Source organism: Cupriavidus sp. D39, from assembly GCF_026627925.1.
Taxonomy (GTDB): Bacteria; Pseudomonadota; Gammaproteobacteria; order Burkholderiales; family Burkholderiaceae; genus Cupriavidus; species Cupriavidus ulmosensis.
The window spans coordinates 3,455,529-3,469,752 of the sequence record NZ_JAPNLE010000009.1; the positions used below are offsets into that span (position 1 = coordinate 3,455,529).

Here is a 14,224-nt window from a genome sequence, read left to right on the forward strand (position 1 = left end):
CCGGGTGGCGCACTGACCATCCTGAGCCCGTGCATCCTGCCCGTCCTGCCCGTCGCGCCATTTGTGCTCAGCGGCGACGCGCCCACTGAGCCAGTCCGGCGCAGGCGACCAGCAACCCACCCGTGACAAAGAACACCGAATGCAGGCCGAGGCTCACACCGATCTGACCGCCGATCACCGGCCCGATCACCTGGCCGCTGAACTGCGCCGATTGCAGGTACCCCAGCATCTGCCCCGTCGCGTGTTCGTCAACCGATTGTCTCGTGAGCTTGCCGATCGCAGGCAGCAGGCCAGCGAGCGTCATGCCCATCAGCATGCGCAGCGCGGCCAGTTGCCACCAGTGCGTGACAAACGCTTGCGGCAGCATCGCAAGCCCCGTCAGCACCAGGCAGCTGATGATCACGTTCCAGCTACCGATGCGGTCGGCCAACGCGCCGAGCCGCGCCGCCGTCAGCACGCTGCCGAGCGCCGAACACGCCATCACCACGCCCGCGATGCGGGTCAGGTGATCCGCGCCCACGCCCAGGCTGCCGATATAGACCGTGATGATCGGCTCGATCGACATGTTGGCAAGTAGCACCATCATCGCCGTCACCAGCAGTGCGGTCACGACAGCGTAGTTCGTGCGGCGCACCGCGCCCGCCGCCGGACTGGCCGTGCGGCCCCTAGCGTCGCTGGCCGGATGAAAGTCCTCCTTGACGACAAAGATTGTCAGCAGCGCGGTGACCGCGATCATCGCCCCGCCCGCGAAGAACGTGCCCCGGATGCCGATCCATTCCGGCAGCAGCCCGCCGACCAGCGGCCCGACGAGGTTGCCGGCGAGCGCGCCGGTCGACAGGATGCCGAGCGCCCAACCCGCGCGCTCGCGCGGCGCCTGGGTGCCGACCATCACCGTAGACGCCGACGCATAGCCGCCCACGAGGCCGGCGATCAGCCGCAGCGCGACGAGCTCGTAGACGTTGTGGGCGACGCCGATCAGCGACATCACCACGGCCATCCCGACCGCCGCCCGAATGAGCATCGGCTTGCGGCCGAAGCGATCGGCCAGCCGCCCCCAGAGCGGCGCGGTCAGCGCCGTGCCGAAAAACGTCGCGCCGAACGCAACGCCCGACCACTGAATCACGCCCGACTGCGATTCGACGCCAAGCTGCCTGACGTACACGGGCAGGAACGGCAGCAGCATGCTCAGGCTGACCAGCGTTGTGAACGAGCCGAACACGCAGACCGCAAGATTGCGCCGCCAGTAGTGTTTGTTGCGCTCGGCGTAACCGATGTTGCTCGCCCGGCCAGGCGCGGCGGACGTCGATTGGGCGGCCTGGTTCATTTTTGCGGATTGCATGGCTACCCCCGAAGTCGGTTGAGCGCGTGATGGATTCCCAAGCCCCGATCTCTCTGCCCAAGGCCCTGAGGCGCGCCTCGACAAGCCGCCGGGCGTCGTCGCCGAGCAGCAGATGCGTCGGCGGATCCTCAGCGTCGACAATGCGCAGGAGCGCGAGGGCCGCCTTGGCCGGATCCCCCGCCTGGTGGCCGCTGTATTCCTGCCGGCGCTGGCGCACCGGCTCGAACACGGCGTCGTAGTCGGCAATCGAGCGGCCGGAACGGACCATCGAGCGTCCTGCCCAGTCGGTGCGGAAGGACCCCGGCGCGACGGCCGTGACCTTGATGCCAAGGCCGCTGACTTCCTTGGACAGCGCTTCGCTGATGCCTTCGAGCGCGAACTTGCTGCCGTTGTAATAAGCGACGCCGGGCAAGCCCACGTAGCCGGCCATCGACGTGATATTGACGATGTGGCCACGGCGCCGCTGGCGCATGGCTGGCAGCACGGCCTTGATCATGGCCACCGCGCCGAACACGTTGACCTCGAACTGGCGCACCAGCTCGGTCAGCGGCGACTCCTCCAGGATGCCCTCGTGGCCGTAGCCCGCGTTGTTGACGAGCACGTCGACCGGGCCCCAGTCCTGTTCGATCCCGCGCACGGCGGGCTCGACGTCATCCAGCCGGCTGACATCCAGGATGACGGCCTTGGCGCGCGTGCGATGCAGGGCCTCGAACGCGGTGCGATCATCCTCGCGCCGCACGGTGCCGACCACGCGGTGCCCGGCTTCCAGCGCCGCCTCGGCAAAGGCGCGGCCCAGGCCGCCGCTGACGCCGGTGATGAGAAAGGTCTTCTTGATGGTCTTCATTGCAGACTCCACGGACTCCAGGTAGGGGCTGGCGCCGCCCAAGGCGGTTTATCGGCTGTCCTGCGCACCGGGGGCTGAAGCGGCATTCGACTGCTTGCGAATCTCGGTGGTCGTCCGGCCCCCGAAACCCCAGTTGTCGGTATCCACCTCTTCGATTGCGATGTGCGTCCATTCGGGCGGTTTGTGCAGCACGCGCTCCAGGGTCTCGGTCACTTCCTTGATGACCTGGGCTTTCTGCTCGGCGGTGGTTCCCTCGCGGGTAATGCGAATGCTGACGAAAGGCATGGCGGCCTCCTGCATGGATTGACGTTTTGAGATGAGAGCAATGGATTCGGGGCCGCGGCGGGACACACGTCCGGCCGCGGCTGCCGGCTTCAGCGGCCTGCGCTGAAGCCGCCGTCCACCGGCAGCACGGTGCCGGAGACAAAGTCGGCCTTGGCCAGGTAGAGCACGGCGTCGCTGATCTCGGCGATGTTGGCGATGCGGCCCAGCGGGTGCAGGCTGCCGAGTGCCGCATGGGTTTCGGCGGCATGCATCGGGGTGTCCACCACGCCCGGGGCGACCGCGTTGACCGTCACGCCGTGGGGCGCCAGTTCCAGCGCCAGCGCGCGCGTCGCCTGGTTGATGCCGCCCTTGAGGGCCACGGCCAGCAGCGCTGGCACACCGCCGTGCGGCTGAAGCGCCAGGGACGCGGTGATGTTGATGATCTTGCCGCGCTTGCGTTCGCTCATGTGCCTGGCCGCTTCCTGCGACGGATACAGCACGCCCTTCAGGTTGGTGGAGATCTGCTCCTCCACTTCGTCCGGCGTGAACTGCACAAACGGCTTGGCCGTGAAGATGCCCGCGTTGTTCACCAGCACGTCGACCTTGCCGTACTTGGCAATGGCCTGCGCGAAGACCTGGCGCGCCGATTCGGGCTTGCCGACGTCGCCCGCGACGCCCAGGAAGCGCTCGCCGGCGTTCAGCCGTTCAGCGGCGGCTTGCAGGCGCTCGGTGGAACGGCCGGTGCCGACGACGTTGTAGCCCGCCTTGAGGAAGGCTTCGGCCAAGCCCAGGCCGATGCCGCTGGTGGCGCCGGTGATGATGACGGTGTTGTCGGTGCTGTGGGTGCTGTGGGTGTTGCTCATGATGGTCCTCCGATGGATCCGGGTTCAGATTCAGGTTCAGGGTCCGGTGTCGGACTCCAAAGCCGTCACCGGTGTGGAGGTACTATATTGCTGCTGTAGAACGCAATAAACGGGGTTTCCTGCACTTTTCCTATTACATGGTGTAAAGAATATGCACCGGCAATTCGACGACATCCTGCTCGGCAGCATCGAGCTGTTTTGCCTGGCCGCCGAGGCCGGCAGCTTCACGGCGGCCGCCAATACCGCAGGCGTCACGCCTGCCGCCGTCAGCCGCTCGATCTCGCGCCTGGAAAAGCGCCTGGGCGTGCGCCTGTTCGTGCGCTCCACGCGTAGCATCCGGCTGACTGAAGGTGGCAAGGAATACTTCGAGCAATGCCGCGCCGCGCTCAATCAGCTGGCCGAAGCCGAGCGCAAGGTCACCGGCGAGCAGGTGCAGCCTTCGGGCACGATCCGCATCAGCGCGCCGACCACCTACGGGCACCATCGCCTGTTGCCGCTCCTGCCCGCGTTTCGCGCCAAGTACCCGCTGATCAAGGTGGAAGCACATATCAGCAACCGCAACGTCGACTTCCATGAGGAAAACTTCGACGTGGCGATCCGCTTCCGCGCGCAGCCGGACTCGCTGATGGTCTCCCGGCACCTTGAAGACGCGGCGCTGGTGGTGGTCGCGAGCCCCGCCTACCTGAAGCGCGCAGGGGTACCCAAAACGCTGTCGGACCTGGACCAGCACGAGTGCATCCAGTTCGATCTACCGAGCAGCGGGCGGCAGATCTCGTGGCTGTTCAAGGAAGGGGGCACGAGAAGGAGATCTTCTCGACGGGCAACTACATGTGCGCGGAAGACGTGCTGGCCGGCGTGACGCTGGCCAAAGCGGGCGCAGGGCTGTTCCAGACCTACCGATTCGTCGTCGAGCGGGACCTGGCGCAAGGCGAGCTGGTCGAGGTCCTGCAAGCTTTTGCCGGGCGCATGCGCCCCGTCAGCCTGATGTATCCGCACGGCCGTTTGCTGCCATCGCGCGTGCGGGCGTTCGTCGAGTTCATGATGGAACAAGCGCGTGGGCCAATTGCTGATCAAAGCGGGGCTCGCCGACGTTGAAGTCCGGCGCAGGCGTAGCAAGAGCGCTCGCGTGCAATCTCGCGCAGGTGTAGCTCTTCACCTTGAGCTAGCGCCCACCCTCTCCCCGGCCCCTCTCCCATTTCATGGGAGAGGGGAGCAAACCAGCGCATTGCATCGTGTCGCTCTCGCTCGGATGGAGGACCCACACGAAAGTCTGATGAACCCATACAAAGATCTGGCCAGGCGGTTGCCCTCGCTCCAGCTCCATTGATCTGCCAACACTCGTTCTGCACGGTCGCCGAGACGTCATCGCGCCACTCTCTAAACGGGAGAAAGCGCTAGCTGCCTGAGCCCGACGCATGCCGGCACCCCCCAAAAAAATTACACTTCAGCCCATCAGATTTCTGTGTGGGTCGCCGGGCGAAGTCCGGCGCAGACGTAGCAAGAGTGCTCGCGTGCAATCTCGCGCAGGCGTAGCTCCCTCTCCCGCGCAGCGGGAGAGGGGTTGAGGGAGAGGGCGGGCATCCGCAAGAGCGAGGCGCTTCACCTTGAGCGAGCGCCCACCCTCTCCCCGGTTGCTCTCCCATTTCATGGAAGAGGGAGCAAACCAGCGCATTGCATCGTGTCGCTCTCGCTCGGATGGAGGACCCACACGAAAGTCTGAACTTGCAAGTGTTCGCCGCCGGCGGTTGCCCTCGCTCCAGCTCCATTGATCTGCCAACACTCGGTCTGCCCCGTCGCCGGGACGCCATCGCGCCACTCTCTAACCGGGAGAAGGCGCTAGCTGCCCGAGCCCGATGCATGCCGGCAACGCCTCCCAAAACAAATTACACTTCACCTCATCAGATCAGGTCGCGAGAACAGCGGCCACGGGAGACAGCATGGACCTGTTCATGTCGATGGAGGCCTTCGTGCGGGCCGCTGAGGCGCAGAGTTTTGCCAGTGCCGCGCGCCAGTTGGGCGTCGCCAAATCCGTGGTGACCACGCGCGTCAAGCAACTGGAAGAGCATTTTGGCGTGCCGCTCTTTCATCGTTCGACACGGGCGGTGCGCCTCTCGGAACTCGGTGAGACCTATTACCGCGATTGCGCCGAACTGGTCAACAGGGTCCACGATCTGTCGGGGCGCTCGCGCGGCGAGCCCCATTCGCTATCCGGTACGCTCAACATCCACGTGCTGCCCGGTTTCGCTCTCGGGCATTTCTCGCAGACGTTGATCGAATTTCGCGCGGCGTACCCGCGCGTGGAATTCGTCGTCACGGTCAACGACCGGGTTATCGATCCCGTCCAGGAGGGTTTCGATCTCGCGCTCCAGATCTATCCGCCGGCGTCGAACCTGCTCGTCGAGCGGCGGCTGTTTCCGGTGCGCGGCGTGCTGTGCGCGGCGCCCGGTTACCTGAAGGAAGAGCCCGTGATCGAGACACCGCTCGATCTGCTGCGGCACGACTTCGCGCGCTATTCCTACTACCCGTGGGGCGACAAGTGGCCGCTGATGCGGGGCAACGAGTGCTTCGAAATCGCCCTTAATCCGGTGCTGAAAACCAATAGCGTGCATCTTCTGCTCGAGTTCGCGCGAGCCGGCGCGGGCGTGGTCTATCTGCCGACGATGGTCGCCGCCGCCGATCTGCTCGAGCGGCGCCTGGAGCGCGTGTTGCCGGAGTATGCGGCGCCGCCGTTGTGGCTCTCGGCCGTCTACCCGGCGTCGCATCGCTCGACGACCAAGGTGAAGGCGTTTGTCGATTTCCTGCGTACACGCTACCCGCGCGAGCCGCAGTGGGACAAGGCGCTAGGCATTGCGCCGCCGGACGACGAGACGAAGAGCGTCGGCGAGGAACTGGCCGAGGATTGACCTTCTGCCTGCCTCCTGGGGTTACCCTCTAGGTACTTTCCCTGGGGCCTTTTTGACGCACTCGTGGTTCGCGATTCCCGACCCTCGGATCATTGCTGTCCAGCCTGTCGCCACTTAATCTTCGATGCAAGCAACAACGCATTCAAGGATCAACGGAGGCAGACATGCAACAGACCTGGTTCGGCAGCCTGGACAATTTTCGGAAGGGCTCCATCGAAATCATCAAGGGCAAGCCGGAGCATTACGCGATGTCGAACGTGTTCGAAGTCGCGAGCCGCGCGCAGCCCTATCAGAAAGTCGTGGTCGGCAAGAATCTCAAGTACGTGATCGAGACGCTGCGCGCGGAAGGTTCGTCGCCGTGGTTTGCTGCATCGCACGATGAGTTCGCGGTCGTGCTCGACGGCGAGATCGACGTGCACTTCATCAAGCCCTCGGGCGGGCCGCTCGTCGACGCAAAGACGGAAGGCACGGTGCGCCTGGACGGACAGCCGGCGGGCCAGCCGATGGGCTACGTGCGCCTCAGGCGCGGCCATCAGGCGCTGCTGCCGACGGGTGCCGCGTACCGTTTCGAAGCGGTGACGAAGGGCGTGCTGCTCGTGCAAACGATCCTCGGGCAATGCTCGGTCGAGAAGTGGGCCGAGATCTGCATCCAATGACCCTCTCTACGCGATCTACGCGATCTATCAACGACTGGAGTCAATCATGGACAAAGTAACCGGGCTGCAAAACGTCACCGCGACCGAGCCCGATCCGACCACCGGCTATCGCATCTTCCATCTCGGCGATTTCGAGTTCAGCCGCGATGCGTATTTCGCCACCGTCAAATGGCCCGCGAACGGCCAGACGCGTTCGCACCAGATGCACGCCGACGACTTCCTGCGCGCGATGATGCGCGACGTGGCGTGGGGCTTCTTCTACGGCTGGGTCAATTTCGACGAAGTGATCGGCACGCGCAATCACTACGGCAAGGTCGACATGTATGCGGGCTCGTACAACGCGAGCTACAAGGATGCGGGCATCGATCATACGCAGCAGTTCGATACGCCGCTCATCATGGCAACGTTCAAGGCGATCCTGCGGGACTGGGTCAACGAGGGCTTCGACCCCTTCGCCGCGCCCGAGGAGACCGGTTCCGCGTTCGGCGCGAAACATGGCGACAACATCGCGGCAATCGAGCGCACACGCATCGCCACCAAGCGCATGCCGGGCCTCGAAGGTGATTCGCCGTTGCGCGACGACCTGCCGGTCAATCGCCAGTTCGCGGACGTGGTCCAGGACGAGCCGGAGATTCATGCGGAGCCGGGCTTCGAGGGCGCGCTGCATGCGTTCAGCCTGTTCAAGTACCTGTCGCGCTCGGATGTGACCTGGAATCCGTCGGTCACGTCGGTCTGCCAGCAGAGCCTGTTCTGCCCGACCACCGAGGAATTCGTGCTGCCGGTGTTTCACGGCAACGACCGCGTCGAGTGGTTCCTGCAACTGTCCGACCAGATCATCTGGGACGTCGCCGACAAGGATAGCGGCGAGCCGCGTGCACGCATCACGATGAACGCGGGCGACATCGCCGCCATGCCCGCCGACATCCGTCACAAGGGCTATTCGCAGAAGCGTTCGATGTTGCTGGTCTGGGAGAACGCCACGCCAGATCTGCCGAAGCGCTACGAAAGCGGCGAGCTGCCGCCCTACCCGATCCAGATCTAACTCTCCGGCATTCCCCCGATCGTCGATCGAACGGCGCCAGACCGCTGGCGCCGCGGGGATGTCACGTCCAGGTTTTACTGTTTTACTGTTTTCCTAGTGCAGGACCAACATGCAAACTCAACTCTTCATCGGCGGCCGCTTCGTGCCGGCTGCAAGCGGCGAAACCCTCGCCACCCTGAATCCGCACGACAACTCGGTGATCGCCGACGTTGCGATGGCCGGAGCCGCCGATGTGGACCGCGCCGTCGCGGCCGCGAAGGCGGCGTTTCCGAAGTGGAGCAATCTCGCCGCGATGGAGCGCGGCCGGCTGCTGCTGAAGCTGGCCGATGCGATCGAGGCGAATGCCGACGCGCTGGCCCGGCTCGAATCGCTCGACACCGGCCATCCGATTCGCGATACGCGCAATCTCGATGTGCCGCGCACGGCCGCCACGTTCCGCTATTTCGGCGGCATGGCCGACAAGTTCGAAGGTTCGGTGATTCCGGTCGAGCAGGGCATTCTGAACTACCTGACGCGCGAGCCGGTGGGCATCGTCGGGCAGGTGGTGCCGTGGAATTTCCCGCTGATGTTCACGAGCTGGAAGATGGCGCCCGCGCTCGCCGCTGGCAACTGCGTGATCATGAAGCCGGCGGAACTGACGCCGCTGTCGAGTCTTGCGATTGCCGAGCTGATGACCGAGGTGGGGTTTCCCGCCGGAGTCGTCAATATCCTGCCGGGGTTCGGCAGTGTGGCCGGTCAATACATCGCGGAGCATCCTGAGATCAGCAAGATCGCCTTTACGGGTTCGACTGCGGTGGGCCGCAAGATTGTGCAGGCATCGAGCGGCAACCTGAAGAAGGTGCAGCTCGAACTCGGTGGCAAAGGCGCGAACATCGTATTCGGCGACGCCAACATCGATGCCGTTGTGCAAGGGTCCGCGTTCGCGATCTTCCACAACCAGGGGCAGGCGTGCATCGCGGGTTCGCGGATGATCGTGCATGAGTCGATCGCCGACGAGGTGCTGGAGAAGTTCACTGCGTTGAGCCGCACGATCAAGATCGGCGATCCGCTCGACCCATCGACCGAGATGGGCCCGCTCACCTCGCGCCAGCATCGCGACCGCGTGCTCTCCTACGTGGACATTGCGCGGGAGCAGGGCGGCCGCGTGTTGGCCGGCGGCAAGGCACCGGAGGCGGCGGCGCTGGCGAACGGCTGCTACGTGGAGCCGACCATCGTCGCGGCGAAGCCAGAACATCGGGTGTCGCAGGAGGAGGTGTTCGGTCCGTTCATGACCGTCACCACGTTCCGCACGGACGAGGAAGCGCTCGCCATCGCGAACGGCACCGAGTATGGTCTCGGCGCGGGTCTCTGGACTCGCGATCTGCAACGCGCGCACCTGGTGGCCCGCGAGATCCGCGCTGGCATGGTGTGGATCAATTGCTACAAGCGCGTCAGCCCAGCATCGCCGTTCGGCGGTGTCGGCGCAAGCGGCTATGGCCGCGAGATGGGCTTCGAAGCGATGCGCGAATACACGCAACCCAAGTCGGTCTGGGTCAACGTGGATGCGCAGATACCGCCGTACTATCCGCGCTGAACCACGCTGAACCGCCATGAACCCCTTCGTCTACAACGGCTTGCCATCGCGCGTGGTGTTCGGCGCGGGCAGTCTCGACCAGCTGGGCCGCGAGATCGAGTTGCTCGGCGCGACGCGCGCGCTCGTGCTGTCCACCCCGCAGCAGCGCGCGCAGGCGGAAGCGCTGGCCGCGCAACTGGGCGCGCGTGCTGCCGGCGTCTTTGCCGAAGCCGTCATGCATGTGCCGGTCGAGACCGCCCGCCAGGCGCGCGCTTTCGCGGCAAAGGTCGGCGCCGATTCCGCGATCGCGATAGGCGGCGGATCGACGACCGGGCTCGGCAAGGCCATTGCGCTCGAAACGTCGCTGCCGATCATCGCCATCCCGACCACCTATGCGGGTTCCGAGATGACGCCGATCTACGGCCTCACCGAGGGCGGCGTGAAGAAGACCGGGCGCGACCTGCGCGTGCTGCCGAAGACGGTCATCTACGATCCGGCGCTGACCACCTCGCTGCCGCCCGCGCTGTCGCTCACCAGCGGCATCAATGCCATCGCCCATGCGGCGGAAGGACTGTACGCGCAGGACGCCAACCCGATCATCAGCCTGATGGCGGAAGAGGGCATCCGGGCACTGGGAAACGGTCTTCCACGCGTGATGGACGAGCCAGCCGATCTCGCCGCGCGCTCGGACTGCCTGTATGGCGCATGGCTGTGCGGCGCCGTGCTCGGCAGCGTCGGCATGGCGCTGCATCACAAGCTATGCCACACGCTCGGCGGCACGTTCAATCTGCCGCACGCGGAGACGCACACGATCGTGTTGCCGCATGTGCTGGCTTACAACCGCGACGCCGCCCCTGAAGCGATGAAGCGCATCGCCCGGGCCCTGCGCGCCGACGATGCCGCGCAAGCGGTGTTCGATCTCGCACACGACCACGGCGCGCCGACTGCGCTAAAGGACATCGGCCTCACCGCGGCGGATCTGGACGTGGCGCTCGATCTCGCCTTGAAGAATCCCTACTGGAACCCGCGGCCGGTCGAACGCGCACCGCTGCGAGCGTTGCTGGAAGCCGCCTTCGAGGGGCGACCACCGACGTAGCTGCACGCACTGACATATCGACACATCGACACAATAAGACAGGAGACAACCATGGACGGACATTCCTTCGATGCCGGACGCCGCCGCTTCGTCACGCTGGCGGCGGGCGGCGCGCTCGCCGCCTCGACCTCGGCGCTGTCGCCGCTGGTGTTCGCGGCCGGCCCGCGTACCTTGAAGATCGGCTATGTATCGCCGCAAACCGGCCCGCTCGCGCCGTTCGGGGAAGCCGATCGCTTCACGATCCAGCAGATGCAGACGGCGCTGAAGAGCGGCATCGTGATCGGCGGCAAGCCGTACCCGGTATCGATCGTGGTCAAGGACAGCCAGTCGAATCCGAATCGCGCGGGCGAAGTGGCGAACGACCTGATTCTCAAGGACAAGGTCGACATCATACTGGTGTCAGGTACGCCTGAGACCGCGAATCCCGTCAGCGATGCGTGCGAACTGAACGAGATGCCGTGCGTGTCGACCGTGGTGCCGTGGCAGCCGTGGTTCTTCGGCAGGAAAGGCGATCCGAAGAAGGGCTTTCGTTTTACCTATCACTTCTTCTGGGGCCTGGAGGACGTGATCGCCGTCTACACCGGCATGTGGCAATCGGTGCAGACCAACCATAGCGTGGGCGCCCTGTTCCCGAACGACGGCGACGGCAACGCATGGGGCGATGCCAAGCTTGGGTTTCCGCCCGTGCTGGCGCAAAGGGTTTCACCCTGAAAGACCCGGGCCGTTTCCAGAGCATGACGCAGGACTTCTCCGCGCAGATTTCGGCGTTCAAGCAGGCGAATGCGCAGATCGTCACCGGCGTCGTGATCCCGCCCGACGCGAAGAACTTCCTGGTCCAAGCGCGCCAGCAAGGCCTGAAGCCCAAGGTGATCTCGATCGGCAAGGCGCTGTTGTTTCCGACCTCGATCGAAGCGCTGGGCGATCTTGGCGACGGTCTGTCGACCGAGGTGTGGTGGTCGCCGTCGCATCCGTTCAAGTCGTCGCTGACGGGACAAAGCGCGCGGCAGGTTGCCGACGATTACGAGCGCGTGACGTCGAAGCAGTGGACGCAACCGATTGGCTTCGCACATGCCCTGTTCGAAATCGCGGTCGATGCGTTGAAACGCGCCAAGGATGTCGACTCGAATGAAGCGATTCGCGACGCGGTCGCGTCGACCAAGCTCGATACGCTGGTCGGCCATGTCGCGTGGGGCAGCGGTCCGGTGAAGAATGTCGCGAAGACGCCGCTCGTCGGCGGCCAGTGGGTGAAGGGCCAGAAGCATCGCTTCGACCTGGCGATCGTGAACAACCAGCTCGCGCCGACCGTGCCGCTAAGCGGCCCGCTCAAGCTGATCGCGTGACCTGTGCGTGGAGAACTGCCATGAGCCCTGTCCTGAAACTGACCGGCGTCTCGAAGCGCTACGGCGCGTTGCTGGTCACCGACGATATCAGCTTCGCGGTCGAGCGCGGGGAGACCTACGGCATCCTCGGCCCGAACGGTGCCGGCAAGACGACCCTGTTCAACCTCGTCAGCGGCGACGTGCGGCCCGATAAGGGCGGTGTGGAGTTCGACGGTGCCGACGTCGGGCACCTGCCGCCGCATCGCCGCTGCGCGGCTGGCATTGGCCGCTCAGACCAGGTGCCGCGGCCGTTCGGCGGCATGACCGTGTTCGAGAACTTGCTGGTGGGAGCGACGTTCGGCGGTGAGCTGACGGAGCACGCCGCTTACGAGGTTTGCGTCGACGTGCTGGAGCGCACCGGCCTCAAGGCCCGCGCCAACCAGCTCGCCGGAACGCTCGGCCTGCTCGATCGCAAACGCCTGGAACTGGCGCGGGCGCTCGCCACGCAGCCGCAATTGCTGTTGCTCGATGAGATCGCGGGCGGCTTGACCGAACCCGAAACGCACGAACTCGTCGATGAAATCCGCCGGGTGAAGGAGCGCGGCGTGACCATCGTGTGGATCGAGCATGTCGTGCATGCGCTGCTCGCGGTGGCAGACCGGCTGCTGGTCATCAATTTCGGCAAGCGGCTCGCCGAAGGACTGCCCGCCACCGTGATGGAAGACCCCGAGGTGCGGCGGGTGTATCTCGGACTGGAGGCATGACCATGTCGACACTATTGGAGACGCGCGCCCTGACCGCGTTCTATGGCGATTTCCAGGCGCTGTTCGGGATCGACGTGACGGTAGCGCAAGGCGAAGTGATCGCGCTGATCGGCTCGAACGGCGCGGGCAAGTCGACCTTCCTAAAAGCGGTGGCCGGGCTGCTGCGCGCGCGCGCCGACCAGATCCTGTACCGCGGCGAGCCGCTCGGCGGGGCGGCTGCGGAGAGCATCGTCGGCAAGGGCATCGCGCTGGTGCCGGAAGGGCGACGTCTGTTTGCGAGCCTCACGGTCGAAGAAAACCTCCTGCTCGGCGCGTATTGCAAGCGGCCCGGACGGTGGAACCTGCAAACCGTCTATGGGCTGTTCCCGGCGTTGCGGGAACGCCGCCACCACGCCGCCACGGCACTGTCTGGCGGTCAGCAGCAGATGGTTGCCATCGGCCGCGCGTTGATGAGCAACCCGGATCTGCTGATGTGCGACGAACTCTCGCTCGGTCTCGCCCCGGTGATTGTGCGGGAGATCTATGCGGCGTTGCCGGAGATTGTCGCGGGCGGCATGAGCGCGATCGTGGTCGAGCAGGACGTGCAACTTGCACGCCGCGTGTCGTCGCGCTTCTATTGCTTCCAGGAGGGGAGGGTGTCGCTGTCGGGCGTGTCGGCCAACGTCTCCGACGAGGCGATCACGCAAGCGTACTTCGGAGCCGTCGCATGAATACCTTGATCAACATCGTCGTCCAAGGCGTGCTGCTGGGCGCGCTATATGGGCTCTTCGCCATGGGCCAGTCGCTGGTGTTCGGCGTGATGCGGCTGACCAATACCGCGCACGGCGACTTCATCGTGCTGCTTGTCTTCGTGCTGTTTGCGCTGACGGGCCTGGCGCATCTGCCGCTCGCCGCCGCGATCGTGCTGCTGCTCGTGATCGCATTCGGTGCGGGCTACGCGGTGCAATACACCATCCTCAACCGGGTCAGCAGCCGCGACCCGCTGCCGTCGCTGATTGTCACCTTCGGGCTGTCGATCGTGATCCAGAACGTGCTGCAGCAGGTGTTTTCCGCGGACCCGCGCTCGATCGCGACGGGTAGCTTCGAAGCGAAGAGCATCACGCTCGCGGGCGGCATCACGCTCGGCTATCTGCCGCTCGCCGCGCTGGCCGCAACCATCGCGCTGGCGTTTGCGATGCAATGGCTGTTTGGCCGCACGCCGCTCGGCCGGGCTTTTCGGGCGACCTCCGACGACCGCGAGATTGTCCAGTTGATGGGCGTCTCATACCGCCGCACCTACGCGCTGGCGATGGGCATCGCGTTCGTGTTGATCGCCGTCGCCGCCGCGCTCTATTCGATGCGCACCGCGGTCTCCCCGACGGATGGGCCGGCTTTGCTGCTGTACGCGTTCGAGGCCGTGATCATCGGTGGGATGGGCTCCTTCTGGGGCACGTTCGTGGGCGGCATGGCGCTGGGCATCGCGCAACAGGCGGGCTTTTACTTCGACCCCGGCTGGGGCATCTGGCTTGGCCACGTGGTGTTTCTTGCCGTGCTGGTGGCCCGGCCGCAGGGCTTGCTGCCCAAAACCGCATAGAGGTATCGA

Annotated in this window: 13 protein-coding genes and 2 pseudogenes; 11 read left to right on the forward strand and 4 right to left on the reverse strand. The window is 65.2% G+C overall.

The window, feature by feature from the left end:
- Positions 1 to 67 precede the first annotated feature (67 nt).
- From OMK73_RS28215 to OMK73_RS28230, 4 genes and pseudogenes are all read right to left on the reverse strand, one after another.
- On the reverse strand, positions 68 to 1,324 hold the full coding sequence (locus OMK73_RS28215) for an MFS transporter (RefSeq protein ID WP_267604919.1): 1,257 nt from the start codon (positions 1,322 to 1,324) through the stop codon (positions 68 to 70).
- A gap of 28 nt (positions 1,325 to 1,352) precedes the next feature.
- Positions 1,353 to 2,183: pseudogene (locus OMK73_RS28220) on the reverse strand (oxidoreductase); the annotation flags it as partial.
- A 48-nt stretch (positions 2,184 to 2,231) separates the two neighbouring features.
- Positions 2,232 to 2,468 carry a tautomerase family protein gene (locus tag OMK73_RS28225; RefSeq protein ID WP_267604920.1) on the reverse strand — a complete coding sequence of 79 codons (237 nt, stop codon included), beginning with the start codon at positions 2,466 to 2,468 and terminating at the stop codon, positions 2,232 to 2,234.
- 89 nt (positions 2,469 to 2,557) lie between these two features.
- Positions 2,558 to 3,310, reverse strand: coding sequence for an SDR family NAD(P)-dependent oxidoreductase (locus tag OMK73_RS28230; RefSeq protein ID WP_267604921.1), 753 nt, complete (start codon positions 3,308 to 3,310; stop codon positions 2,558 to 2,560).
- Positions 3,311 to 3,461: 151 nt separating this feature from the next.
- Here OMK73_RS28230 and OMK73_RS28235 point away from each other — a divergent pair.
- The 11 genes and pseudogenes from OMK73_RS28235 (at position 3,462) to OMK73_RS28285 (ending at position 14,215) form a co-directional block, all read left to right on the forward strand.
- A pseudogene (locus tag OMK73_RS28235) lies at positions 3,462 to 4,405 on the forward strand (LysR substrate-binding domain-containing protein).
- A gap of 842 nt (positions 4,406 to 5,247) precedes the next feature.
- Positions 5,248 to 6,213: a LysR family transcriptional regulator gene (locus tag OMK73_RS28240; RefSeq protein ID WP_267604922.1), complete on the forward strand. Its 966-nt coding sequence runs from the start codon at positions 5,248 to 5,250 to the stop codon at positions 6,211 to 6,213.
- Between the two features lie 164 nt (positions 6,214 to 6,377).
- Positions 6,378 to 6,869, forward strand: coding sequence for a hydroxyquinol 1,2-dioxygenase (locus OMK73_RS28245; RefSeq protein WP_267606545.1), 492 nt, complete (start codon positions 6,378 to 6,380; stop codon positions 6,867 to 6,869).
- A gap of 46 nt (positions 6,870 to 6,915) precedes the next feature.
- Positions 6,916 to 7,911, forward strand: coding sequence for a hydroxyquinol 1,2-dioxygenase (locus OMK73_RS28250; protein WP_267604923.1), 996 nt, complete (start codon positions 6,916 to 6,918; stop codon positions 7,909 to 7,911).
- A gap of 109 nt (positions 7,912 to 8,020) precedes the next feature.
- Positions 8,021 to 9,484, forward strand: coding sequence for an aldehyde dehydrogenase family protein (locus OMK73_RS28255; RefSeq protein ID WP_267604924.1), 1,464 nt, complete (start codon positions 8,021 to 8,023; stop codon positions 9,482 to 9,484).
- A 16-nt stretch (positions 9,485 to 9,500) separates the two neighbouring features.
- Positions 9,501 to 10,559: a maleylacetate reductase gene (locus OMK73_RS28260; RefSeq protein ID WP_267604925.1), complete on the forward strand. Its 1,059-nt coding sequence runs from the start codon at positions 9,501 to 9,503 to the stop codon at positions 10,557 to 10,559.
- A 51-nt stretch (positions 10,560 to 10,610) separates the two neighbouring features.
- Positions 10,611 to 11,270 carry an ABC transporter substrate-binding protein gene (locus tag OMK73_RS28265; RefSeq protein ID WP_267604926.1) on the forward strand — a complete coding sequence of 220 codons (660 nt, stop codon included), beginning with the start codon at positions 10,611 to 10,613 and terminating at the stop codon, positions 11,268 to 11,270.
- Positions 11,213 to 11,899: an ABC transporter substrate-binding protein gene (locus tag OMK73_RS28270; RefSeq protein WP_267604927.1), complete on the forward strand. Its 687-nt coding sequence runs from the start codon at positions 11,213 to 11,215 to the stop codon at positions 11,897 to 11,899. The genes OMK73_RS28265 and OMK73_RS28270 overlap by 58 nt, the downstream gene beginning before the upstream one ends.
- 20 nt (positions 11,900 to 11,919) lie before the next feature.
- Positions 11,920 to 12,642, forward strand: a complete 723-nt coding sequence (locus OMK73_RS28275; protein ID WP_267604928.1) for an ABC transporter ATP-binding protein — start codon at positions 11,920 to 11,922, stop codon at positions 12,640 to 12,642.
- 14 nt (positions 12,643 to 12,656) lie between these two features.
- Positions 12,657 to 13,352, forward strand: a complete 696-nt coding sequence (locus tag OMK73_RS28280) for an ABC transporter ATP-binding protein (protein ID WP_324291772.1) — start codon at positions 12,657 to 12,659, stop codon at positions 13,350 to 13,352.
- Positions 13,353 to 13,357: 5 nt separating this feature from the next.
- Positions 13,358 to 14,215 carry a branched-chain amino acid ABC transporter permease gene (locus OMK73_RS28285; protein WP_267604930.1) on the forward strand — a complete coding sequence of 286 codons (858 nt, stop codon included), beginning with the start codon at positions 13,358 to 13,360 and terminating at the stop codon, positions 14,213 to 14,215.
- Positions 14,216 to 14,224 lie beyond the last annotated feature (9 nt).

Coding starts and splice junctions, on each gene's coding strand:
- OMK73_RS28215 (WP_267604919.1), bottom strand. CDS start 1,324: ATGAACCAGGCCGCCCAATCGACGTCCGCCGCGCCTGGCCGGGCGAGC.
- OMK73_RS28225 (WP_267604920.1), bottom strand. CDS start 2,468: ATGCCTTTCGTCAGCATTCGCATTACCCGCGAGGGAACCACCGCCGAG.
- OMK73_RS28230 (WP_267604921.1), bottom strand. CDS start 3,310: ATGAGCAACACCCACAGCACCCACAGCACCGACAACACCGTCATCATC.
- OMK73_RS28240 (WP_267604922.1), top strand. CDS start 5,248: ATGGACCTGTTCATGTCGATGGAGGCCTTCGTGCGGGCCGCTGAGGCG.
- OMK73_RS28245 (WP_267606545.1), top strand. CDS start 6,378: ATGCAACAGACCTGGTTCGGCAGCCTGGACAATTTTCGGAAGGGCTCC.
- OMK73_RS28250 (WP_267604923.1), top strand. CDS start 6,916: ATGGACAAAGTAACCGGGCTGCAAAACGTCACCGCGACCGAGCCCGAT.
- OMK73_RS28255 (WP_267604924.1), top strand. CDS start 8,021: ATGCAAACTCAACTCTTCATCGGCGGCCGCTTCGTGCCGGCTGCAAGC.
- OMK73_RS28260 (WP_267604925.1), top strand. CDS start 9,501: ATGAACCCCTTCGTCTACAACGGCTTGCCATCGCGCGTGGTGTTCGGC.
- OMK73_RS28265 (WP_267604926.1), top strand. CDS start 10,611: ATGGACGGACATTCCTTCGATGCCGGACGCCGCCGCTTCGTCACGCTG.
- OMK73_RS28270 (WP_267604927.1), top strand. CDS start 11,213: ATGGGGCGATGCCAAGCTTGGGTTTCCGCCCGTGCTGGCGCAAAGGGT.
- OMK73_RS28275 (WP_267604928.1), top strand. CDS start 11,920: ATGAGCCCTGTCCTGAAACTGACCGGCGTCTCGAAGCGCTACGGCGCG.